The sequence below is a fragment of the Haloferula sp. genome (assembly GCF_049672945.1).
Lineage (GTDB): Bacteria > Verrucomicrobiota > Verrucomicrobiia > Verrucomicrobiales > Akkermansiaceae > Haloferula.
This window is the reverse complement of sequence record NZ_JBATWY010000004.1, coordinates 23015-45712: the sequence shown is the minus strand read 5'-3', so window position 1 is coordinate 45712 and position 22698 is coordinate 23015. Positions and strand designations below refer to the sequence as shown.

At 59.7% G+C, this 22698-nt stretch carries 18 protein-coding genes and 1 pseudogene; 13 read left to right on the top strand and 6 right to left on the bottom strand.

The window, feature by feature from the left end; all coding sequences use genetic code 11:
- The first annotated feature begins 102 nt into the window (after positions 1-102).
- The gene (locus WBG04_RS00315) at positions 103-2073 is read left to right on the top strand and encodes a sialate O-acetylesterase (RefSeq protein ID WP_424312333.1); all 1971 of its coding nucleotides are present in this window, start codon (positions 103-105) and stop codon (positions 2071-2073) included.
- A gap of 3 nt (positions 2074-2076) precedes the next feature.
- Here WBG04_RS00315 and WBG04_RS00310 read toward each other — a convergent pair whose 3' ends face one another.
- Genes WBG04_RS00310 through WBG04_RS00300 form a run of 3 tightly spaced genes read right to left on the bottom strand, consistent with a single transcriptional unit; the run spans position 2077 to position 5777 of the window.
- A complete protein-coding gene (locus WBG04_RS00310) occupies positions 2077-2487 on the bottom strand; it encodes an OsmC family protein (protein ID WP_424312332.1) in 411 nt (136 codons plus the stop codon).
- Positions 2468-5119, bottom strand: coding sequence for an SUMF1/EgtB/PvdO family nonheme iron enzyme (locus WBG04_RS00305; protein ID WP_424312331.1), 2652 nt, complete (start codon positions 5117-5119; stop codon positions 2468-2470). The genes WBG04_RS00310 and WBG04_RS00305 overlap by 20 nt, the downstream gene beginning before the upstream one ends.
- Positions 5106-5777, bottom strand: a complete 672-nt coding sequence (locus WBG04_RS00300; protein ID WP_424312330.1) for an RNA polymerase sigma factor — start codon at positions 5775-5777, stop codon at positions 5106-5108. Before WBG04_RS00300 ends, WBG04_RS00305 begins: the two co-directional genes overlap by 14 nt.
- 195 nt (positions 5778-5972) lie before the next feature.
- Between WBG04_RS00300 and WBG04_RS00295 the strand changes: the two genes are divergently transcribed.
- The 8 genes and pseudogenes from WBG04_RS00295 to WBG04_RS00260 all read left to right on the top strand — a co-directional run bounded on the left by WBG04_RS00295 (position 5973) and on the right by WBG04_RS00260 (position 10816).
- Positions 5973-6560, top strand: coding sequence for a hypothetical protein (locus WBG04_RS00295; RefSeq protein WP_424312329.1), 588 nt, complete (start codon positions 5973-5975; stop codon positions 6558-6560).
- On the top strand, positions 6557-7435 hold the full coding sequence (locus WBG04_RS00290) for a hypothetical protein (RefSeq protein WP_424312328.1): 879 nt from the start codon (positions 6557-6559) through the stop codon (positions 7433-7435). The genes WBG04_RS00295 and WBG04_RS00290 overlap by 4 nt, the downstream gene beginning before the upstream one ends.
- A gap of 51 nt (positions 7436-7486) precedes the next feature.
- Positions 7487-8686 carry a DEAD/DEAH box helicase gene (locus WBG04_RS00285; protein WP_424312326.1) on the top strand — a complete coding sequence of 400 codons (1200 nt, stop codon included), beginning with the start codon at positions 7487-7489 and terminating at the stop codon, positions 8684-8686.
- Positions 8683-8964 carry a hypothetical protein gene (locus tag WBG04_RS00280; protein ID WP_424312325.1) on the top strand — a complete coding sequence of 94 codons (282 nt, stop codon included), beginning with the start codon at positions 8683-8685 and terminating at the stop codon, positions 8962-8964. The genes WBG04_RS00285 and WBG04_RS00280 overlap by 4 nt, the downstream gene beginning before the upstream one ends.
- A gap of 2 nt (positions 8965-8966) precedes the next feature.
- Positions 8967-9470 (top strand): crossover junction endodeoxyribonuclease RuvC, encoded by a 504-nt coding sequence (gene ruvC / locus WBG04_RS00275; RefSeq protein ID WP_424312324.1) that lies wholly within the window; start codon positions 8967-8969, stop codon positions 9468-9470.
- A gap of 34 nt (positions 9471-9504) precedes the next feature.
- A pseudogene (lipB, locus tag WBG04_RS00270) lies at positions 9505-10155 on the top strand (lipoyl(octanoyl) transferase LipB); the annotation flags it as partial.
- Between the two features lie 42 nt (positions 10156-10197).
- Positions 10198-10452: a type II toxin-antitoxin system VapB family antitoxin gene (locus WBG04_RS00265; RefSeq protein ID WP_424312323.1), complete on the top strand. Its 255-nt coding sequence runs from the start codon at positions 10198-10200 to the stop codon at positions 10450-10452.
- A complete protein-coding gene (locus WBG04_RS00260; RefSeq protein WP_424312322.1) occupies positions 10430-10816 on the top strand; it encodes a PIN domain-containing protein in 387 nt (128 codons plus the stop codon). The genes WBG04_RS00265 and WBG04_RS00260 overlap by 23 nt, the downstream gene beginning before the upstream one ends.
- Before the next feature lie 7 nt (positions 10817-10823).
- On the opposite strand, the gene WBG04_RS00255 is transcribed toward WBG04_RS00260, so the two are convergent.
- Positions 10824-11534: a YebC/PmpR family DNA-binding transcriptional regulator gene (locus WBG04_RS00255; protein ID WP_424312321.1), complete on the bottom strand. Its 711-nt coding sequence runs from the start codon at positions 11532-11534 to the stop codon at positions 10824-10826.
- A 115-nt stretch (positions 11535-11649) separates the two neighbouring features.
- On the opposite strand from WBG04_RS00255, the gene WBG04_RS00250 reads away from it, so the two are divergent.
- The 4 genes from WBG04_RS00250 (at position 11650) to WBG04_RS00235 (ending at position 18189) form a co-directional block, all read left to right on the top strand.
- Positions 11650-12462, top strand: coding sequence for a class I SAM-dependent methyltransferase (locus WBG04_RS00250; protein WP_424312320.1), 813 nt, complete (start codon positions 11650-11652; stop codon positions 12460-12462).
- Between the two features lie 73 nt (positions 12463-12535).
- Complete coding sequence (locus WBG04_RS00245) at positions 12536-13900, top strand: efflux transporter outer membrane subunit (protein ID WP_424312319.1); 1365 nt, start codon at positions 12536-12538, stop codon at positions 13898-13900.
- Positions 13897-15060: an efflux RND transporter periplasmic adaptor subunit gene (locus WBG04_RS00240; protein WP_424312318.1), complete on the top strand. Its 1164-nt coding sequence runs from the start codon at positions 13897-13899 to the stop codon at positions 15058-15060. The genes WBG04_RS00245 and WBG04_RS00240 overlap by 4 nt, the downstream gene beginning before the upstream one ends.
- 3 nt (positions 15061-15063) lie before the next feature.
- A complete protein-coding gene (locus WBG04_RS00235; RefSeq protein ID WP_424312317.1) occupies positions 15064-18189 on the top strand; it encodes an efflux RND transporter permease subunit in 3126 nt (1041 codons plus the stop codon).
- Positions 18190-18191: 2 nt separating this feature from the next.
- On the opposite strand, the gene WBG04_RS00230 is transcribed toward WBG04_RS00235, so the two are convergent.
- Both WBG04_RS00230 and WBG04_RS00225 read right to left on the bottom strand, forming a co-directional pair.
- Positions 18192-20051, bottom strand: coding sequence for a DNA topoisomerase IV subunit B (locus WBG04_RS00230; protein WP_424312316.1), 1860 nt, complete (start codon positions 20049-20051; stop codon positions 18192-18194).
- Positions 20052-20132: 81 nt separating this feature from the next.
- Positions 20133-22508 (bottom strand): serine/threonine protein kinase, encoded by a 2376-nt coding sequence (locus WBG04_RS00225; protein WP_424312315.1) that lies wholly within the window; start codon positions 22506-22508, stop codon positions 20133-20135.
- Positions 22509-22698: the final 190 nt, after the last annotated feature.

Here is a 22698-nt window from a genome sequence, read left to right as displayed (position 1 = left end):
TTTCCGTCTCTTTCCGGAGCAAAAATCGACCGATCCAGCTCAAACCCCGCCCGATATCAAGATCCTTGCAAGACCGAGCCTTCCACGGCGTAAGCAAACCCAGTGAAATTGCTTCTCACGCTTCTCTTTGCTCTGCTGGCGACCTTTCCGGCCATCGCTGGCGTCAAGCTCCCCCATCTCTTCTCCGATGGAGCCGTGTTCCAGCGCGACCGCCCTGTTCCCGTCTGGGGATGGGCAAAGCCGGGGAAGAAAATCGTGGTGAACTTTGCCGGCCAAACCAAGTCGACGAAAACTGGCGGCGACGGTCGGTGGAATGTTCAGCTCGATGCCATGCCGGCCAATGCCACTCCGGGTGAACTGGTCGTTACCGAAGAGGAAGGCGATGCCCTCAGGATCAAGGATGTGCTTGTCGGCGAGGTCTGGCTCGCAAGTGGCCAGTCAAATATGGAGTGGCCGATCTCGAAAACGCGCCCTCAAGACCAGGAGATCGCCAACTCCGGTCCGGTTGAAGGCATGCGGATCTTCAATGCGCCCAACAAACTCTCCCCGCATCCGCTCGACGACGTCGATGCCCAGTGGCAAGCGACAACGCCGGAGACGGTGCGGAATTTTTCCGCGGTTGCCTACTTCTTCGGTCGCGAGTTGAGAAAAGAAATCGGCGTGCCAATCGGGATCATCTCAAGCGAATGGGGAGGATCGCGGATCGAGCCGTGGATTCCGGAAGCAGGTTTCGCCTCCGTCGATGAGCTGGCCGAAATCCATCGCTACCGCCTGCCAAGACTTCCCGGCACCAAAGCTTACGAAGAAGCTGCCCACCGCCACCTCGCGGCCACTCGCGCCTGGATCGGCAAAGCCCACAAATCCCTCAAGCGCCATCAGACGCCTCCCGCCCAGCCGCCCGCCCCTCCGATCCTCTCGGTCGGGCACAATAAGGAACTCGGGCTCTATCAGGCGATGATTCATCCTCTCAAACCCTACGGCCTGCGCGGCTTCATCTGGTATCAGGGCGAATCCAACCGGGGCGATGGCATGCAGTACCGCTGGAAAATGGAAGCGCTGATCAATGGCTGGCGCTCGGTCTTCGAAAATCCCGACGCTCCCTTTCTTTTCGTCCAGCTGGCACCCTTCAACTACGGAGACCAAGGAGATCAGCTTCCCCAGATCTGGGCCGCCCAATGCGAGACGCTTGAAATCCCTCACACCGGCATGGCGGTCATCAATGACATCGGCAACCCGCAGGACATCCACCCCAACAACAAATCAGATGTCGGCCACCGGCTCGCACTGCTCGCGCTCGCCGACACCTACGGCAAGAAGGATCTTGTGAAGTCCGGTCCGCTTTTCCGCGAATTCTCCGTAGAAGACTCCGCCATCAGAGTCCGCTTCAATCATTGCGGAAGCTCTTTGAAAACGAGGGATGAGAAGTCCCCCGACTCCTTCGAAATTGCCGGTGCCGATGAGGTTTTCCACCCGGCCAAGGCCACGATCGAGGGCGATCAGGTCGTTCTTCGGAGTGAAAAAGTTCCATCACCCAAGCAGGTGCGCTTTGCCTGGTCCCAAACCGCCTCACCCAATCTCGTCAACAGTGCCGGGCTCCCGGCATCTGCGTTTCACTCCCACTGGCCGCACGACCCCGAGCTCGGGTGCAACATCGCGCTGGGGAAACCCTTCACCTCCAGCGATCCGAACAAAAGCAACTGGAACAGCGGCCTAACAGACGGGCGCTGGGATGGGGGTGCAGGACAGTGTTTCGCCACCGGCTCAGCGCCCCTTCCCAAACACGCCACCATCGACCTGCTCGGCGATCGTGAAATCCACGCGGTGCGTCTCGGCGTCCCCGCCTTTGGTTCCACCAAGTCAGTTGCCATCTCCATCAGCGCCAACGGCAAGGCTTTCGAAGAAGTCGGACGCCACGAATTCAAAGCCAAGACGGAAGGCAAGGCGACGATTCGCTTCGACAAGCGCCCCGCCCGCCACGTGCGGATCACCTTTCTCGAACAGCATCCAAAGCAGGACAACTACCCTGCCGAAATTGGCTTTATCAGGGAGCTTGAAGTGTTTCAGTCGCGCTAGCCGCTAGCCTTTCCACTCCCAATTCATCACCACTTCGATCTCGGGGTGCAGACTGTGGTGCACCGGGCAACCTTTCGCTGCCGCCTCCAGCATCGGGCGCTCTGGATGATCGGCAGCAACCGGCAGCGAAATATCGAGCTCGATCTTTGCAATCCGCCGCGGGGTATCTGCGGACATGTGCTTGCGCACGCTCACGCTCGCACCCTCCATCGCGATCTCCTTTCTCTTGGCCACGATCCCCATCACCGTGCACATGCAGGCACCCAGCGCGGCCGCCACCAGGTCAGTGGGTGAAAACGCCTCACCTCGCCCGTTGTTGTCCACCGGAGCATCGGTCGCAATGACATCGCCCGAAGGCCCGTGGACGACGGAGCAATGCAGCTCCCCTTCATAATCAATCTGGATCTCGACCATCGTCTTCGCTTGGTTCTTCAATTTCGTCTAACACCTCTTCCGTCAAATCGTCCTCCACGATTCTTTCCCGCGCAATCACGATCCGGAAACCGTAGGTCCCCTCGCTCGCTGTCGGAGGCTGGGGATTTCGCGATCCGATATAAAGATCCTTTTCCTGATGACTCAGCCATCCCCCGCCGCGCAACACACCCTCGCCATCGGGAAGACTCAGGCTGCTGTAGGGCTCCATCACCCACTCCTGCGCGTTCCCGCAGAGATCATAAATCCCGAGCTCATTCGCTGCAAACGAACCGACCGGAGAAGTCGTCCCAAAGCCATCGTCGTAACCTTCGATCCGACTTCCGAGTGACAATTCCGATTCCTCGCCGGCGAGATTTCCGACCCCCTCCGGAGGAGGCCAGCTCCCACCCCAGAAAAACTCACCCGGCTTCAGAAGATCCCGCCGCGCCGGCGAATAGCCCTCCTCTTCCTGCCTGCCGGCGAGCGCACTCCACTCGGCATCGGTCGGCAGCCGGTATTCGAGCGAACGCTTCATGCGATCCTCTCCCCGCTCTTTCGCGGTCAACCATTCGCAAAATGCCTCGGCGTCATCCCGCGATATGAAGGTCACCGGATGGTCCTCATTCGGATCTTCGATCTCATCGGACTCCACCCCGTCCGCCACCAGCGGCATTTGGGTCCCGACACTTTCCGCATACGCCCGGTAGTCCTTGCGCCGGGTTTCCCACACCGCCGCCATCCACTCGTCGCCGACCGGCACAAACTTCATCCCGAGCGAATTTTCCCATGGCCGGTCGAGTATCACACTCGTGTCCTGCTCCAGACTCAGCACTAAAGTCTCCGCTTGTTTGGGGCCTACGGTGATTTCGCGGGTCTCCGATTTGTAGCCTTCCATCGACGCGGTGACCTTCCAGGTTCCGGGTCGGATCATGTCCACCAACAGCGGCCCTTCGGCCAGACCGCGCTTGACCCCGTCAAAATAGATCTCCGCCCCCGGTGGCTCGCTGCTGACCAGAACCGTTCCATAGGGAATGCGCCTCACCAGCACCTTGAATGGACGCCAGCCCTCCCTGCGGCCGACCTCGCTGATGCCCGGCTTGTCGAACTTGTCTTCAAAAAGTGGCATCGCCTCGTGATCTTCGGTGAGAAACCCTTTCTCGATTCCCGTCCGAACCAGCCAATTGCAGTAATTGGTCGCTTCACCAACACTCGTCAGAATCACCCTCAGTTTCCGACCGGACTCCACGACCTCAAGCACCTGGGCGAGCCCTTCCGGACGTTCCTCGGACTCCAGGTATTTCTCCCACGCAGGCGCCGTCACATAGATGACGCTTTCATGATCCTCACCCAGCGGCCGGTAGTCCCTTCCGAGCTGATCACTCCATGGTTCGTTCATCGTTGGCGGCGCGAAGATCTCCAGATCGGCCCGGATCAGGAAAGGTTCCTCGGCCGCTTCAGGTGGCACGACGGTCGTCAACTCATACGGCTGATACCCATCCTGAATGATCCTCAGCCGGATCTTCTCTCCGACAAAGGCCGGAAGTACGTCAGTTGGCGTACTTCCAATCGGCTTGCCATTCTCCCGATCCTCCGAAATGTCCAGCACCTCGGCATCTTCCGGCGTGCTGACCACACGGATGTAGGCCTGCTTCTGGACCACTGGCGGTGCCTCTGGCGGCGCCACCATCGCCTTCCCCCACGGACTCTCACTCAGCACCTCCCACCCGCCCCAGACCAGAACCATGCCCAGGAACATCGAGGTGAGAATCGCACCAACCGGACGCCGCTTCCTGCGACGCTTGCCCGCTTTGAGCTTTCCAAGGGCCTCGGATAGATCACCGGCCGTCGATATGGTCCGGCGGGAAACATGGGGTTCACAGACCTCGCAAATGATCTGATTGAGCGCCAGCCAGGCTTTTCTCTCGGGACCGGTCGGCAACTCGTCGGGCAGCTCGGGAAAATCCATCCGATCCCGACCGGTTGCCATTTCGTAAAGCACCTTGCCCAAGGAATAGACATCCGCCTGTGCCGACCCCGGACCTTCCGGTGGAACAAAGCCTTCCGTCCCAACGAAAGTCCGCTGACCACGGGCGGCAACCAGACCGATATCAGCCAGCTTAGCCTTCCCATTGACGAAAATCACATTGGCCGGCTTCACATCGCGATGGGCGAGGCCGTTGTCGTGGAGATGCTTCAGGCCCTCGGCGAGACGCTGGCCGACGTCGATGCAGGCCTCGGTTTCCAAACGCCTTCCCTCTTCCCGCTTGATGTCGCTACGCAGAGTGCGCGCCTCATACTCGATCGGATTGATATCCCGCCCCGCCGTGATGTCGTCACCGAGCTCCATCACATAGTAATAGAACTCGTTGCCGTCCGGACTGCGGCCGACATGCAGCACGTTCACCAATCCCGGATGATCACGAGAAATCGGCTCATACTTGAGAATCCCCTCAAACTCCCGCTCAAAGGAACGCTCATCCTCAAAATCCTCGCGCCACAGAACTTTCACCGCCCGCAGCGCCCCGGTCACCCCACGCGCCAGCCAGACCTCCCCATACGCACCGCCACCAAAGCGCCTCAGGACCTCGTGGTCCGGAATCTTCGGATCAGGTCGCGGTCTATTCGTCGGCATTCTCCTCCAAGCGGGCGAGTTCCTTCTTCAATACCGCACCAACCCGGTGTTTGGCGAGGTAGACCTGAGCCATGCTGACATTCAGTCGATCCTGAACGATCTTGGCGTCCCACTGACGCACGACATAGTAGTCGAAAATCTGATACTGCTTCGGAGAAACCTGCGCCTTGACGCGATCCAGCGCGGCATCCGCCAGGTTCTTCTTCCACTCCACATCCCAAAGCCGGCCGAGCAGATCGCCCTTCGGATCCTCAAAGCGGTCAATCACCGCCGTCTTCCGATCCTCCCCCCAATCGGCCCCACTCATCGCGGTGTCCTTCTTCCGCTTGCGAAACTGATCGTTGATCCGCCAGCGCGTCATGTTCATCAGCCAGGTCTTGAAGGACCCCTGCTTCGGGTCGTAGAGCTTCTTCTTACTCTGCTTGGCAATCGAAAGAATCGTCTCCTGCACACAATCGTGCGCCTCCTCCGGCCGCAAACCCGCCTTGATGCCCACCGCGTAAATCAAGCGCCAGTAGGTCTGATAAAAATCCTCCCAAGTCCGACGATCCTCCCAGTCATCCAAGCGGGCAATCAAGCTCTGACGCGTCTTTTCACAGGCTTCCTTCAGGACCCTCTTGCGCTCCTTGTTCTCGATTTCCTCTTCGTCTTCGGCCATCTGCGGATCCCCTTACCATACCCGACCCCGGCTGTCTTCTACCGACTTCCCGAACCCCGATTTTTGTAAACTCACCACCAAACTCACTCGATGTTGATATTTAAGAAATACGAAGGAAACATCTTGATCTTTCCTTAGGCCAGGAATTCCGCCTATCGTTCCCGCCCACCCCACCCACCCGGTGCGCATTCCCCCATGCCCCACCCCACCCCACAGCTACAGGCTGGACGTCAGGTCGAACGCATTCGCGAAATCCTGATCGGCCGGCAGATGGAGACCGTTGAGCAGCGCCTCGACCGCCTCGAGAAATCCATTAAGCCGATGCCAGTAGAGCCGTCGGCCGGAATTTTTGAGCAAAAGCTCACCGAAATCCGGGAACAGCACGAGGAAACCTTGTGCCGACTCCGCGATGAGATCGATGCCGACCGGCTCCGCCAGCTCGACGAAACCCGCCGACTCGCCCAGCAGATCCAGACGATTGCCCGAAGCCGGAATCACAGCGAGGAGGAAGCCCGACTCGCCGCTGAGCACAGGATGGCCGCTTGGTTCAGCCAGTGGCAAGTCGGCTTGAACCAGAATCTCCAGCAACGCGAAGACTACCTCATCACCGAACTAAGGGCGGAACTCGACCGCATGCGCAGCTGGATCCGCACCGAACTCGCCGCCAAGCCGAACCCACAACCCGACGTCGCCCGCTTGCGCGGTGCCCTCGAACAACTCGCCGCCGTTACCCGGACCATTACCGAAAACCTCCCACAAGGCTCAAATCCCCCCGCGCCATGACCCCCCAACTCGCCCCCCTACCCTCCACCAAAACCCCTCCGGAGCCCGTCATGCCCCGAGGCGTCAATGTCCCCCATTTTCCCGACGGCATGCCCGATGGCCCTCCGCCACCGCACGATCTGGAAGTGGCTCCCTTTGGCGAGCTCCATGAAGAGCCCGAAATTCCCGTCAAAAAGCCCATTCCTCCCCTCCTCTCCGAGGAAGAAGAGAGCGAATCTTTCAAGGAGGACTATACCGACGCGGACCTCGCCGAAGCCCTCCAGCCGCTTCTCGGAGGCGGAAATCTCGTGCCCGCCCCCTTCGCCAGCGAGGAATTCGAAGCCACCCTCCGCTGCGCCTTCCGCCGCGCGCTCGCCGAGCACTCAAGCGGTCCCTTCGACCAGCCCGACTTCGTCCAACGCTGCCTGTGGCGCTTCGATGCGCTGCTTTCGAGCCGCAGCTATGAGGAAATCCTCTACAAAAAGACCCGGCGCTTCCGCATGGAGGAAATCTACCTCTTTGATTCCGACCGGCTTTCGCTCGTCTCTTTTGCCAGTATCGACCCCTCACGCCACGCCTCCGCCCGCAAGGTCAATCCCGCCGCCCAACGGATCGCCGCCAAGATCCGCGACCACGCCGGAGCCGTTTCGCTCGATTTTGCCGCCGGTGACGGCCGCCGCGCCATCATCCGCATCGGACGCTGGTCGATCATGGCCGCGCTGGTCCGCGGGGAGCCCGATGCGCTCGTCCGCAACGACCTCGACTACGCCCTGCGCCGCATCGAAACCCGCTTCGGACATGATTTTGAGGCCGATCTCCCGCTCCTGCTCGAAATCCAGCCTCTGCTGGAGGAATGCCTGCTGATCCACTCGCCGGTCATCCCTGCCTCAATCTAAGGCGATACCGACCTTGACCCGCTTCCAGCGTCGCAGTACGCACTCCCGCACATGGGATTCGACACACTCGGACTTTCCGAACAAGTTCTTCAGGCCGTCACCGAGTCGGGCTATGACAACCCGACGCCAATTCAGGCCCAGGCCATTCCATTGATTTTGGAAGGCAGGGACGTGGTGGGCGCCTCACAAACCGGCACCGGCAAGACCGCGGCCTTCGCGCTGCCCTCGCTGAGCAAGATCCAGGCGATCGGCAAACCGCAGATTCTCGTCCTCGAGCCAACCCGCGAACTCGCCCATCAGGTCGCCGAGCAGTTCGAACACTACGGCAAGCACACCGGCTGCAAGGTCGCCCTGCTCTACGGCGGCGTCGGACTCGGCACGCAAATGGACCAACTCGCCGCTGGAGCCGACATCGTCGTCGCCACTCCCGGACGTCTCGTCGATCACTTCTACCGCGGCACCATGCGCTTCGGAGAACTCAAAATCCTGATCCTCGACGAAGTCGACCGCATGCTCGACATGGGCTTCCTTCCCCAGGTCCGCAAGATCGTCAACCTCTGCCCATGGGAAGGACGGCAAACCCTCTTTTTCTCCGCCACCATGCCGGCGGCGATCCAAACCTTCGCGATGTGGTGTCTCACCAACCCGGCCGAAGTGGAAATCGCCCGGCGCTCGGTTCCCTCCACCGTCACCCACGCCTTCTATCCCGTCTCGATGGACCAACGCGATGAACTGCTCATCGCCCTGCTCGACAAAACCGACTACAACTCGGTGATGATCTTCACCCGCACCCGCAAGGAAGCGGATCAGGTCTGCGCCCTTCTCAAGCAGAAAGGTCACGAGAAAGTCGCCGCCATGCACTCGGACATCAACCAGACCGACCGCATGAAACACCTCGCCGGATTTAAGGAAGGCAAATACGAAGTGCTTGTCGCCACTGACGTCGCTGCCCGCGGCATCGACATTTCCAGCGTCTCCCACGTCATCAACTACCGCGTTCCCGAGAACGCGGAAGACTACGTTCACCGCATTGGCCGCACCGGTCGCGCCGAAGCCGAAGGCGACGCCTTCACCCTGCTCACCGCTGATGAGCTCGACTACGCCAAGTCCGTCGAGATCTTCATCGATCAGGAAATCAAACGCCAGAAGCTCGACGGTTTCGACTACATGTACACCGCCCTGCTGGATGATTCCCCATCCAAGCCCATCCGCAAGAAGCGCGGCGGTGGCGGACGCAAAAGGAGAAGATGAGTGGACATGGGGAGATCACTCGCGGAACACCCCTCGGGTGCGTCGTCGGCGTCCTCTCCCTGCTACCCTTGATCCTCGCCTGCATCGGCACCTACGGCCTCTTCAGGCTTCACGACCTTCCTGAGTCTGATGAAAAACAGCAACTCTACGAACTCTCCTTGAGATCAACCGTTGGCGGCGTTGTTGCCTTCATCGCTCTGGTCGGAGTCGCACGCTGGATCCACAAACGCACCGATTGGAAGTCTTACGATCCTGAAGACCCGAGAATTCAAATGTAGCCATGCGCGTTCTCGCCATCGACCCTGCCATCCGAAATACGGGATATGCCGTAGTTGAAGGCGACCACCGCAGTGCCAAGGTCATCACCTACGAAGTGATCCGCATTCCAGGCAAGATCCCGCAGTCAGGCGCCCTCGCCGCCGTGCGCACTCATCTGATGCACGTCATCCAGACGCATGAGCCCGACGAGGTCGCCGTCGAAGGCATCATCTACGTCCAGTCGCACAAGACCGCGATATCCATGGGGGCCGCCCGCGCCGCCGCCCTGATCGCCGCCGCCGATGCCGGCCTCAGGGTCTTCGAATACTCGCCCTCGAAAGCCAAGAAAGCCGTCGTCGGCAACGGCAAGGCCGACAAAGCCCAGGTCGCCTTCATGGTCCGCGCCCTGCTCGGCCTCTCCGAAACCCCGCCACACGACGCCGCCGACGCCCTCGCCATCGGCCTCGCCCACCTGCAGGCCTCCGACCCCCTCAAAGCCAAAGCCCTCGACCGCCGCCAAGTCTAAAAGCGCACGTAGTCCCGCCTTTAGGCGGAACCGAACCGCCATGAAGATCCGCCAATTCAACAAGCCCCAGCCCTACGCGGAAGCCCTCACCCTCCAGCAGGACACCGTCCAAGGCATCTTGGCAGGCACCACCGAGGAAACCCTCTACCTGCTCGAACACGAACCCGTCTACACCATCGGCCGACGTCGCGACCAATCCTCCCTCAAGGACACCACCTCCCTCCCCGCCCCCGTTTTCGAAATCAACCGCGGCGGCCAAGCCACCTACCACGGCCCGGGTCAACTCGTCGGCTACCCCATTCTCGACCTCCGCCACCGCGGCAGGGACCTCCACGAGCACCTCCGCAAACTCGAAGAAGCCCTGATTCTCAGCTGCCACGACTTCGACATCCCCGCCACCCGCCGCGACGGCCTGACCGGCGTCTGGGTGGAAAACCGAAAACTCGCCTCGATCGGCGTCGGCGTCACCAAATGGATCTCCATGCACGGCTTCGCCATGAACGTCACCAAGGAGTGCCTCCTGCCTTTCTTCGCCATCACCCCATGCGGCATCGACGGCGTCGTCATGAGCTGCGTGGAAAACGAAGCCGGCCGCCCTGTAAGCGTCGCCGAGTTCTCAGAGAAGTTCATCCCTCGCTTCAACGAGCTGTTCATGGCGACCGAAAAGCCGACGACCGAGCATTAATTTTTCTTGCCATACCCGATATGGGCCCATACTGTGTATGGCATGAAAATGACCATGCACATTGATGACGCCCTGCTGGCTCGGGTGATGGATATCCACGGAATTGAAACCAAAACCGAGGCCGTCCACTTTGCCCTGAACGAGCTGGATCGTCGCTCCCGTTTGAAAGAAATGCTGAAGACCGGCCTGGGCTTAAGCCCGGATGATCTCAACGGAGGCGTCTACGAAGACTACGACCCGACCCACCTTCGAGTCGCTGAACCGGAATCGCCTTATGGATCGAAGCGTTCTGATTGATTCGAACATCTTCATTGGTGCCCTGAGGGAAAATCGGGACCCCTTGTTGGATATTTACCGGCGCCTCGATCTCGTGGACGTCGTCTCGTGTGGTATCGTCAAAGCGGAGGTGCTTCGTGGAGTGAAAAGCCCCAAGCTTCGCGACCGCCTCTCAGATTTCTTCTCGGTGACTCAGATGGTCCCCACTAGTCCCAAGCTATGGGATGAAGTCTGGGCGCTTGCATGGAAAATGGACCGCATGGGCAAGGTGATCCCCCTAACTGACGTGATCATTGCCGCATGCGCCCTGCGCGCCGACGCCGCCGTGCTCACCTACGACAAGCACTTCCATTCCGTGCCCGGTCTCGAGGTGTTAGAGCCCTGATCGATTTTTACCCGATGTTCGTAAACACCACCTGGACGTCATCATCATCCTCGATCTTCTCTAACAGAGCTTCCACCTCTTCCATCTGCTCATCCGTCAGCTCCACCGGCTGCGTCGGAAGCCTTTCGAGGCTCGCCTTCTTCACCGGAATCTCAAGCTTCTCGATTCCCGCGGAAAGATTCGCAAACTCGGTGTAGTCGCCAATTGCCCGCGCGATCCCATCCTCGACCTCCAGCTCTTCCAGCCCGCAATCAATCAACTCGAGCTCCACTTCCTCAAGCTCCATCCCTTCCGTCACCTCGAACTCGACCACCGCCTTGCGCGTGAACATGAAGTCGAGCTGGCCGCTGTTGACCATCTGGCCGCCGTTCTTGTTGAAGATCGTCTTGAGATTCCCCACCGAGCGATTGGTGTTGTCGGTCGCACACTCGACATAGAACAAGGAACCGTGCGGTCCCTTGCCCTCGTAGTAGACCTCCACGATGTCCGCCGCATCGCTCCCCGCCGCTCGTTTGATCGCCGCATCAATCTTGTCCTTCGGCAGGTTCTCCGCCTTGGCGTTGTTGATCGCCAGCCGCAAGGGCGCGTTCGCGTCCGGATCCGGTCCGCCGTTCTTGGCGGCGATGGTGATCGATTTGGCGAGTTTTGGAAACACCTTGGACATCTTGTCCCAGCGGGCTTCCTTGGCACGGCGGCGGCATTCGAAGGCTCTTCCCATAATTCGTTCTTGGCTGAACCGAATTCACCCGATCCCCGGGGAATCCGCAAGCTTGCGAAATAGTCTCTTCTCCATTTCCGTAGACATCCTCGAAAAAACCTTTCCCTTTTGGAAAATGAAAAAACCTCTCATCCTGTTTCCCGCCCTGTTCCTGATCCTTCTGGGATTGCTGGTTTGGCACCCATGGCGCGGCGACGACGCAAAGGCCCCGCTACCACCTTCTGTCGCCAATCCTGATGCCACAAGCGATTCTCCTGCAGAGATCGAGGAGAACCCGACACCTCCATCAATCTACGAGACCCGCCGCCCCACCCGCGGCGGTATCGGCAAGATCTACATGGGACGGGAAATCTCGCAGGTCATGGGTCACGAGGGCATCGATTGGCTCGAGCGCGACAACCGTGAGGAAGAAGAAGCACCTTCCAAGGCCATCGCCGCCCTGGACCTGAAACCTGACGCAATCATCGCCGACATCGGGGCCGGCTCGGGCTACTACACCTTCCGCATTGCCGAACTCGTTCCGGACGGCCAGGTCATGGCCGTCGACATCCAGCCGGAAATGATCGCCTTTCTCGAAGCGAAGGAAGAACAACTGGGACTTAACAACGTCACCGCCCACCTTGGAGCCATTGACGACACCAGGCTCGATCCCGAAAGCATCGACGCCGCCCTGATGGTCGATGCCTATCACGAGTTCTCCCACCCGCGTGAGATCATGGAATCCATCTTCAGTGCCCTTCGTCCCGGCGGCCGGGTGTTCTTGTTAGAATACCGGGCAGAGGACTCGTCGGTCCCCATCAAACCGCTTCACAAAATGACCGAGGCCCAGGCCATCAAGGAAATGGAAGCCGTCGGGCTGAAATGGGAAGTCACCCACGACTTTCTCCCGTGGCAACACTTCATGGTTTTCAAAAAAGAGGACGATTGAGCCTACTACGACTTTCTGGTTTCGTGGCCATCAAAAGCTGCTAGGAATCAATCGGCTTTACTCGATCAATCACGTGCAACCCGTCCGGCTTCTTTTTCTCCTGCTTCTCCCCGGTTGCACACTGACCCCGTCCATCGACCCATCGTCGGTTTTCTCAGGGCCGCTCCGTTACCAGCAGTCGTCCGCGGGTTTGGGCCGATCATTCACCCCTTGGTGGAAGTCGTTCGGCGACTCGCGGCTCGATCGTGATATCCGGAAAGCCTTGGCCGACAACCTCGCCCAAAAACAGCTCGCCACCCGCATTGAGCAGGCTTCTGCCAGCCTCCGTCGCGAAGGGGCCGCCCTGTTTCCACAGGTCGACCTCGCCGGCTCGCTCGACTACGACTCGATCGATCCGGGAAACTCGCTGAAAGCCGCCTCGTTCGGATCACTCCTATCCTGGGAAGTCGACGTCTGGGGACGCATCCGCTCGGGTGTCCAGGCCCGCCAAAGTGAACGCGACGCCGCGTTTCAAGATTGGCTTGGCGGCCGACTATTGCTTTCAGCCGCCGTCGCCGAAACCCGCATGACCATCCTCGAGCGGCGAGCCCAACTCGTCGTCCTCAAGAGTCAGATCGAGACCAATACCACCCTCCTTGAGCTGGTTCAGGCACGGGTAGGACAAGGGATTTCATCACGAGTCGATCTTCTCCAACAGGAACGCCAACTCGATGCGACCCGGGCACTGGTGCCTCCAACCGAAGCCGACCTTGCCGCGGCGCTCTACGCGCTCGATGTCCTGACTGGCAGCGCGCCCGGAACCCTTTCAAGAGGCAACCGCGCGTCCCTGCCGGCTCTTCCTGCCATGCCGGCGGCCGGCATTCCCTCCGACCTGCTGAAGAACCGACCCGACCTGCTCGCTCAGTGGAACCGCATTCTCGCACTCGATGCCGAGGTCGGTCAGGCCCTTGCGGATCGTCTGCCTCGCCTCGTCATCGGTGCCTCCATCGATCGCGGAAGCTTCGACGGGATCGCCAGCACCATTACCGGTCTCATCTCCGAGGCGACGCTGCCGGTGATTGATGGCGGGGCGCGCCGTGCCGAAGTTGAACTCCGGCGAGCCCGTCTCAAGGAAGCGCTGTTAGCTTACTCGAACCTCTACCTCGAAGCGATTCGGGACGTCGAAACCGCCCTGATCCGCGAGCGCAAGCAAGCCGAACGAATCCGACTTTCCAAGCGACAGTTGGACACGGCGCGTAAAACACTTGAGGAAACCCGAATCCGCTACAGCCAGGGTCTCAGCGACTACCTCCCCGTCATTGATGCGCTCACCGCCGTTCAGACCTTGGAGCTGTCCATCGTTGCCCTCGAACGGGAAGCCCTGGTCCTTCGAATCGGCCTGCACCGCGCCATTGGAGGGCCCATGACACCCACTCCACCCCCCGAATTTTCCTCATGAAAGCCAAACTCCTCGGCATCGTCATCATCCTCGCAGGGGCCGCCATTGCCTGGCTGATTCTCCGCTCGGCTCCGGTTGCTGAGACGAAGGAAAAGAAGCGCTCGGCAAAAGTCGTGCAGGTCATGGAAGTGACGGCGAGCGATCACCCGGTGACGGTTTCCGCCTACGGCACGGTCATTCCCGCACGGCGCCTGATTGTCCGTCCGGAAATCACCGGCCGTATTGAGTCCCACCACCCTGCCCTCGTCCCCGGCGGCCGGATCTCGGCAGGTGAGACGCTCTTCAAGATTGACCCTTCCGATTACCAGATTGCCCTGCGCGAAGCCAAAACTTCGCTCGAAGAAGCGCAAGCGGCCATCGACCTTGAAGATGGCCGTCAAACCGTCGCACAGCGCGAATACGAGCAACTGTTGATCGATCTTCCCAAGGCCGACATCAACAAGGCCTTGGTGCTCCGCCAGCCATTCAAGCGCCAGGCGGATGCCGTATTCGAACGAACCACCGCCCAGGTCGCCAAAGCCGAGTTGAACCTCTCACGCACCACAGTCCCCTCCCCCTTCAACGCCCTCGTCATCGATGAGTCCGTCGAAGAAGGTCAACTTGCCGATTCAGGCACGCCGCTGGCCACATTGGTCGGTTCCGATGCCTTCTGGATCCAAACCAGCATCCCACTATCGGAGCTCTCCGCCATTCAGCTCCCCAGTCCGGACCAGCCTGGAGCAGACGCCAAAGTGCGCGTCGCCACGGCTTCCGGGGGCGACTCGAGCCACACGGGCAAGGTCGTTCGTCTACTCGGAGACCTCGAAGAAGGTGGCCGGCTCGCACGCGTTCTGGTCGAGGTTGCCAACCCACTCGATGGTTCTGACAAACAGCCGCTACTACTTGGCTCATACGTCCGTGTCGACATCGACGCCGGTACGATTCCAGATGCCGTCGAGATTCCCCGCTACGCCCTGCGTGGAGGTGACCGTCTATGGATTGCGGACGCCGAAAACAAACTGGCGGTCCGCGATGCGGAGATCCTCTGGCGTAGCGAGGAAAGTGTTCTTACCAGAAACATCGTAGGTGAAGGTGAGTCGCTGATCGTCTCCGATCTTTTGTCACCTCTTCCGGGCATGGACCTCACGCCCCAGCCTGCCACCACCACGTCCGATCGCTGAAGCATGACCAACGAGTCAAAAGGCCTGATCCCCTGGTTCGCGCGCAATCCCATTGCCGCGAATCTCTTGATGATCGCGCTCGTGGCACTCGGCATCATCAGCATCTTCAAGATCAAGCAGGAGGTCTTCCCGACTTTCGTGCTCGATACGGTGGTCGTCGACGTCCAGTACCGCGGTGCTTCACCCGTCGAGGTCGAGCAATCGGTCATTGTTCCGATCGAATCCGAACTTCGCGGCTTGGAGATGGTCCGCCGCCTCGAAGCCGTCGCCCAGGAAGGCCGCGGCGTCGTCACCGCCGAGATTTTCCCAGGCTTTGACCGGAATCGTGCTCTGCAAGAAATCACGGCAGCCGTGCAACGCATTCCGGTCTTTCCCGATGAAATCGAACCACCGCTGGTTCTTTTAGGCGAAGGACGAAGACGCGACGTAATGCGCGTCGCGGTCTCCGGCGACCTGCCGGAGCGCGAACTCGTGGACTTTGCCCGCCAGATAGAAACCGGTCTCCTTTCGCAACCGGAAATCTCACTCGTCGACCTCAGTGGCGTCCGCGAACCGGAAATCGAAGTCGAGATTCCACGTGAGACCCTGCGCTCGCTGAATCTCACCCTTGGCGACGTTGCTGAAGCCATCGGCGAAGCGGCGCTCGATGTCCCCGGCGGCACCCTTCGAACCCGCGGTGGTGATCTTGCGCTACGCACCAAGGAACGCCGCGATCAGGCGATCGAGTTTCGCGACGTCCCGGTCATCAGCACCTCCGACGGATCAGAAGTCAGGCTCGGGGACATCGCAACGATCACCGACGGCTTCGAGGAGTCGCAGCGTGAGGCCTATTTCTACGGCAAACGCTCGGTCACAATCTCGGTCTTCAGCTCCGAAAATCAGGCACCCCTCAAGGTCGCAGCCGCCGTTCGCCGCTACATCGAGCAGGAGCAGCAGCGCCTGCCCGAATCGGTCACCGTCAGCCTTTCGCGTGACCGCTCGTCCGAGTTCAAGGAACGCATCAGCCTCCTGTTAGAAAATGGCTTCGCCGGCCTTGTGCTGGTTGTCATCGCGCTGGGACTCCTGCTTGATTTACGCGTCGCCTTCTGGACCGCCATTGGCATTCCCGTGGCGATCCTTGGATCCATCGCCTTGCTGCCTGTTGGGGGGTCGACGATCAACATGATCTCTCTGTTTGGCTTCATCGTCACTCTCGGCATCGTCGTCGATGACGCCGTGGTGGTTGGCGAGGACATCTTTCACAAGATGTCCGAAGGCATGTCGCGTATCGACGCCGCCATTCATGGCGCACGGGAAATGACCACACCGGTGCTGTTTGCCGTCACCACCAATGTCCTCGCCTTCCTCCCCTTGCTCTTCGTTCCTGGCGAGACCGGACAGTTCTTCGAGGTCCTTCCATCGGTCGTCATCGCGGTTTTCACGGTCTCACTGATCGAGTGTCTTTTCATCCTTCCCGCCCATCTTGCCGCTGCCGGAGGGAAGGAAAATTCCAACTCTTGGTTTAGCCGAGTCGATCGATTTCAGACCCGGGTCCGTCACCGCATCGAAAATACGATGGACCGGGTTTACCGGCCATTACTCGACTTCGCGATCAAGCACCGGGTGGTTACACTGGCCGCATTCAGTGCCTTCCTGATGATCGTGGCCGCCTGGGTCTGGAGCGGTCGTATCGACTTCAAGTTCAGCCCGCAGATCGAAGCGGATTTCATTCAGGCTGAGATCGCGATGCCCGCCGGCACTCCGGTCGAACGAACCCGCGAAGTCTGCTGGTTGGTGGATGCCGCCGCCAAGCGGGCCCTCGAAAAAGCAAACGAAGGCGAACTCACAACCAGCATCGCCGTCGAGCTTGGCGACAAGGGTCCGAATCTCGGCGAGGTCGCCGTCACCCTCGTCCCCCAGAGCCAGCGGAAAATCACCGGCCGCGAATTTGCCGACCTGTGGCGCAGCGAGCTTCCCGAGATCCCCGATCTCGAATCGATCTTCTTCGACTACCTCGTCGGCCCCGGCGGGGAGGCTGAAATCGATATCGAGCTCGCCCACCCCGACCTCGATACCCTCCGTGAGGCGGCCGATGAAGTGGCATCGACGGTCGGTGGTTACCCCGGTGTGACCGACGTCCGCAAGGGCTCCGGACGAGAGACTCCCGAACTCCAATTCGAACTTACCCCGGAGGGCCGCGCGCTTGGACTGACTGCCGAAGGACTTGGCGAGCGGATTCGAAACTCCTTCTTCGGAGCCGAAGCCCTCCGCCAACCCCGCGGCCGCGAGGAAGTCCGCGTCATGGTCCGCACCCCCGAGTCGGAACGGCGTTCCGAACACTCCCTGGAGGAATTGATCTTGCTCACCCCGGGCGGCGGGGAAATCCCCCTCGGCGAAGCCGCCAAAATCATCCGCTCAAAGTCACCTTTGCGCATCGAACGCGTCGACGGCGGCAGAGTCATCGGCATCACGGCCAACGTTACCGCCGGGGTCACCACCGGCAACAAGGTGCTGTCTTCCCTCGAAGTCCGCGAACTCCCGGAGATCCTCGCACGCTATCCCGGCCTCACCTACAGCTTCGAGGGCGAGCAACGCGAACAGCGCGAGGCCATGCAGCGTCTCGGCTGGGGACTTCTCGCCGCGGTTTTCGCCGTCTACGCCATCATGGCGGCGATCCTCCGCAGCTATATCCAGGCCTTCATCATTCTTCTTACGATCCCCTTCAGTCTCGCCGGTGCCATCATCGGTCACATCGTCCTCGGCAGCGATCTTTCGATCTTCAGCATCTTCGGAATGATCGCGCTTTGCGGCATGGTGGTGAATGGTGGCTTTGTTCTCGCCGTCACCCGCGAGCGCTACATCAGTGAGGGCATGCCCATCGCCAGAGTCACCCGCGAGTCATCCGCCCGCCGCTGCCGGCCGATCCTCCTTACCGCCCTGACCACCTTTCTCGGACTGGCACCGATGATCTTTGAAACCAGCATCCAGGCACTTTTCCTCGTACCCATGGCGATCAGTCTCGGAGTCGGCACCCTCGCCTCGGCGGTCGTCATCCTGCTCGTGATCCCGGCAGCCTTCACCCTCACCGAGACGCTCGAATCGTTCGATCAGGAAGCCACCGTCGACAAAGGAGACCGGCCGCCCGCCTAGGCTCAGGCCGCCTCATCGTCGATCTGCCGATCCACATCCTCACGCAGATTCTCGATGATGTATTCCTGACGGTCCGGCGTGTTTTTCCCCATGTAAAAGGCGAGCAATTCCTTCACGCCCTTGCCTTCTTCGAATTCAACGGGGTCAAGCCGCATGTCCGGACCGATCATGAACTTGAATTCATCCGGTGAGATTTCGCCAAGACCTTTGAATCGCGTGATCTCGGAAGTCTTCCCAAGCTTCTTGAGCGCCTCCTCCTTCGCTTCCTCGTCGTAACAGTAGATCGTCTCCTTCTTGTTCCGAACCCGGAAGAGAGGTGTCTGCAAAATGTGCAGGTGACCTTCACGAATCACTTCAGGGAAAAACTGCAGGAAGAAGGTCAGCAACAGCAAGCGGATGTGCATGCCATCGACATCGGCATCGGTCGCCACCACCACGCGGTTGTAGCGCAGGCCCTCGATTCCGTCTTCAATTCCAAGGGCTGCCTGAAGAAGCGCAAACTCCTCGTTTTCATAGACGACCTTCTTGGCGAGCCCGTAAGTGTTCAGGGGTTTGCCGCGCAGCGAGAAAACCGCCTGGGTTTCCACGTCGCGACTCTTGGTGATCGAACCGGAAGCCGAGTCTCCCTCGGTGATGAACAAAGTGCTTCCAAGCGCCTGCTTGTGTCGCGTGCCCAAGTGCGCCCGGCAATCTCGAAGCTTCTTGTTGTGCACCTTGGCCTGACGTGCGCGGTCGCGGGCCATCTTCTTGATGCCCTTCATGTCCTTGCGCTCGCGCTCGGCCAGAAGAATTCGCTTTTGCAAAGCTTCCGCAACCGGCGGGTGCTTGTGCAGGTAGTTGTCGAGATGCTCCTTGAGGAAATTGCTGATGAAGGTCCTGAGCGTCTCCCCATTCGGCGAAATGGTGGCCGAACCCAGCTTGGTCTTCGTTTGCGACTCGAAAACCGGCTCCTCGATCCTCACGCAAATCGCCGCCTGAATGCCGGCACGGATATCACTGGGATCATACTGCTTCTTGTAGAAGCCACGGACCACATTGACCAGGGCCTCGCGAAAGGCCGCCAGGTGAGTGCCACCCTGCGTGGTATTCTGACCGTTGACGAAAGTGTAGTAGTCCTCACTGCCATCGATGGTGTGGGTGAAGGCAATCTCGATATCCTTGCCATTCAGATGGATGGGATCGTAGAGGGTTTCGCCCTCCACTTCCTCCTTCAGAAGATCAAGCAAGCCGTGCTTCGACTTGAACTTCTTGCCGTTGAAAATCAGCGTCAGCCCCGGATTCAGGTAACTGTAGTAGCGGCACATCCGCTCGACGATTGAATCCTTGTACTTCGCCTTCGCAGGAAAGATCGTGCGGTCGATGTCGAAGGCCAACCTCGTTCCGGGAGTTTCCGCTTCCTTGCGGGGCTTCTTCATCTCCTCGACGACTTCACCGAGGGAGAACTCGATCGCCTTGGTCAAACCATCGCGCCAGGCCTGGATCTCGAAGAAACTGGAAAGCGCGTTGACCGCCTTGATACCGACTCCATTCAAGCCCACTGACTTCTTGAATGCCTCGCTGTCGTACTTGGCACCGGTGTTGATCTGGGCCGCACAGTCGAACAGTTTCCCCAGCGGAATCCCCCGGCCGTAGTCACGCACCTCGACCCGGCTCTCCTCATCAATATCGATCCGGATCTCCTTGCCGTAGCCCATGATGTGCTCGTCGATCGCGTTATCGATCACTTCCTTGAGGAGGATATAAAGACCGTCATCCTGAGAGGATCCGTCGCCCAATTTGCCAATATACATGCCCGGACGGAGCCGGATGTGTTCACGCCAGTCGAGGGACTTGATGTCTGCTTCGGTGTAGTTCGCGGCCATGGATTTTGCTTTGCATTTCTTAAGAAATGCTCCCCGGCGGTGGCAAGCCCGCACCCCGAATCCGGCCGATTCTTTTCCGAATCAGCGCTTCAGAGCCGGCTGGAGCTTCATCCAGCGACGATTGAAGACCTCTGAGGCCTCCGCCAGACGTTCGGCGGCCTCTCGACCCCGCTCAGGATCGCCAGCGAGGAGGTCGAAGGCGATCGCTTCTTCGTGACGACGCAACTTCTCGATTTCACTCGACTCCGAGCGCGACAGCTCGCGATGCAGGTTGATCAGGCTCTCGGGTTCAATCTCGGCCCAAGCGACCGATTCCCGGTCACTTGCTGACACCTGCAGCTGCACCTCGCTTCCATCTCCGCCTGCGATGCCCTCAAACCTACGACCATCGCGCCCAAGCAGCTCGACCCCCTCTCTCCCGGCGGCCCGTTCGCAAAGTTCTGCGAGGAAAGTAGTCGCCGCTTCTGCCAGAGTCAGCATCGCCTCACGACGAAGCTCCTCTTCATCACCGACTGGCTCCCAAGACTTGAGCTTGTTCGAAGCCTCATCGAAGCGACAAGCCGCCAGGTCCTCATCGATGCTTGCCGGAAAACCTTCGACCGTTTGTTGGTCGACGGCCAAGGTTGGTACGACAGGCACCGTACTTTGGCTCGCCCGCTTCTTGAGCTCCTCCTGCCAGACCCGCACATTGAAACGCGCTCTACCTTTTGTTCGCAGGGTCGCACGCAGAGCATGAAGCTCGTCGTTCAGCGCCTGATATTCCAGCTGAACCAGATCGAAGCTCTCAGGCTCGATCTTCGAAAGACGCTCGTAATCGCTGATGTAATCGGTCGCGATCTTCGCATAGGGAGCCAACCACGCATTGTTGCCTGTAGTGGGAGCTTCCACCAAGGCGATGAAAAAGGGCAGCGCGTTCTCAGGCATGCCCTGCTCCCAATTCTTCAATCCACTCAGCAACCAGCTCAAATAACGGGGACCCACACCATTTTCGAAGGATGCCGGCGCCTCAATCGGCTTGGCTCGCGGGAGTCGTCCCAGCACATTCTCGAGGATCTTGGGAATTCCAGGCGGCAAGTCCTTGGCCGAGCGCACATGCTCCAACGCCAGCTTCGCATCTTCACGGGCCTGCTCCGAGCGCCCGTCCAGATAGCTCGCCGCGACTGCTTCGCACGCCGCCCACGACCCCGTTGGCTCCATGACATCCGGATCGTCTCTAACCTCGCCGAACATTTCGCGTGCCCGCTCATACCTGCCCATCGCGAGGGCTTCACTCGCTTCGCGGTAAGCACTCGCCACCCTCAATCCCGCACCCCCGTCGGTTGATGGCACTGGATCCGGAGAGACCAGCACCTCAGGAGCTTCATCAATGATAACAGCGGCCTCTTCATTGCCTTCCTTGATCCATTTCCAGGCGAAACCGGCGGCGACCAAAACGAGGAGGCCAGCAAATGCGAGTCCCAACTTCTCTGCTGAACCCGATCCTCCCCTTTTCCGCCTCTCCGCAACCCCCGGCGCAGAACCGACCGAACCCAACTGGGACTGGGCGGACTTCAGGGCGGCAATCAGCTCTTCGTAGGAGTCGAAACGCTTCTTCGAATCATGAGCCATGCAGCGGTCGATGACCGCACAAGTCGCCGGGCTCAACCACGAAGCGACCGCCTCCAGAGGCATGATGTTTCGCTTCGCTTTGCGCAGACGATTGGTGTCCATCGACTCCTCATCGCAAGGAGGCTTGCCGGACAAGGCGTGATAAAAAGTCGATCCGAAGGCATAAACATCCGACCGGAAATCCTCAGGCAATCCCTCAATTGTCTCGGGCGGAACGTAGTAGGGAGTCGCCCAGATTTCCTCGGCCTGGGCCACCCCTCCCTGAGTGATCAGAGCCAGTCCAAAATCGACGATCTTCGCCTTGCCATGACCATCGATCAAAATGTTGCCCGGTTTGATATCGCGATGAATCAGCCCGGCTTGATGAGCCGCACTCAGACCCTCGACCACCTGGATCATCAATGGCAGAGCTTCGGCTTCGGGGATCGATCCCTGTTCCCGGATATGCCCCTCGTAGTGCCCGCCGGGAACAAACTCCATGGCGATGAAAAAACGGCCGAAAGCCCGACCGGTCGTGAATACCCGCACGACGTGGGGATGCCCGATCGATGCGGTGATTCGAGCCTCCTCTTCGAAGGCGGCGATGCGCTTCTCGTCTGCGGAATACTCCTCGCTGAGGATCTTCAGCACCACCTCCCGCTCCAGCGTGTTGTCCTGGGCGACAAAGACCATGCTCATCCCGCCAATCGCATGACGCCGCAGCAGCGTGTAGGGCCCAAACTCCCGCTTGACCCGCGTGTGCTTGCTGCAGCCCGGGCACTCCACATTGGTGAACGGCTCCAGCTCCGAAACGTCCATCGGACTTCCGCAAGCGTGGCAATAGGCGATGTCGGGTTCTCCCTGCGGCATGGATAGGGACTTATAACGCACCACAGGGGCCAAAACTTCAAACATTTGTTAAATGAACGCTCGCAACGAGACGTGACGTAATGAAAACCATGCATGGGCGTGTCGGTGGCTGCCTACCTCGATTTCGAGGCATTGGCTGCCGCGATCAAGAGAAGAGTCGATGGGTGATTCAAAATTCCGAGTTAGCTCC

Bases quoted from the DNA above. Each gene is read 5' to 3' on its own strand.
- WBG04_RS00310 (WP_424312332.1), bottom strand. From the start codon at position 2,487: ATGGTCGAGATCCAGATTGATTATGAAGGGGAGCTGCATTGCTCCGTC.
- WBG04_RS00305 (WP_424312331.1), bottom strand. From the start codon at position 5,119: ATGCCGACGAATAGACCGCGACCTGATCCGAAGATTCCGGACCACGAG.
- WBG04_RS00300 (WP_424312330.1), bottom strand. From the start codon at position 5,777: ATGGCCGAAGACGAAGAGGAAATCGAGAACAAGGAGCGCAAGAGGGTC.
- WBG04_RS00295 (WP_424312329.1), top strand. From the start codon at position 5,973: ATGCCCCACCCCACCCCACAGCTACAGGCTGGACGTCAGGTCGAACGC.
- WBG04_RS00290 (WP_424312328.1), top strand. From the start codon at position 6,557: ATGACCCCCCAACTCGCCCCCCTACCCTCCACCAAAACCCCTCCGGAG.
- WBG04_RS00285 (WP_424312326.1), top strand. From the start codon at position 7,487: ATGGGATTCGACACACTCGGACTTTCCGAACAAGTTCTTCAGGCCGTC.
- WBG04_RS00280 (WP_424312325.1), top strand. From the start codon at position 8,683: ATGAGTGGACATGGGGAGATCACTCGCGGAACACCCCTCGGGTGCGTC.
- ruvC (WP_424312324.1), top strand. From the start codon at position 8,967: ATGCGCGTTCTCGCCATCGACCCTGCCATCCGAAATACGGGATATGCC.
- WBG04_RS00265 (WP_424312323.1), top strand. From the start codon at position 10,198: ATGAAAATGACCATGCACATTGATGACGCCCTGCTGGCTCGGGTGATG.
- WBG04_RS00260 (WP_424312322.1), top strand. From the start codon at position 10,430: ATGGATCGAAGCGTTCTGATTGATTCGAACATCTTCATTGGTGCCCTG.
- WBG04_RS00255 (WP_424312321.1), bottom strand. From the start codon at position 11,534: ATGGGAAGAGCCTTCGAATGCCGCCGCCGTGCCAAGGAAGCCCGCTGG.
- WBG04_RS00250 (WP_424312320.1), top strand. From the start codon at position 11,650: ATGAAAAAACCTCTCATCCTGTTTCCCGCCCTGTTCCTGATCCTTCTG.
- WBG04_RS00240 (WP_424312318.1), top strand. From the start codon at position 13,897: ATGAAAGCCAAACTCCTCGGCATCGTCATCATCCTCGCAGGGGCCGCC.
- WBG04_RS00235 (WP_424312317.1), top strand. From the start codon at position 15,064: ATGACCAACGAGTCAAAAGGCCTGATCCCCTGGTTCGCGCGCAATCCC.
- WBG04_RS00230 (WP_424312316.1), bottom strand. From the start codon at position 20,051: ATGGCCGCGAACTACACCGAAGCAGACATCAAGTCCCTCGACTGGCGT.
- WBG04_RS00225 (WP_424312315.1), bottom strand. From the start codon at position 22,508: ATGCCGCAGGGAGAACCCGACATCGCCTATTGCCACGCTTGCGGAAGT.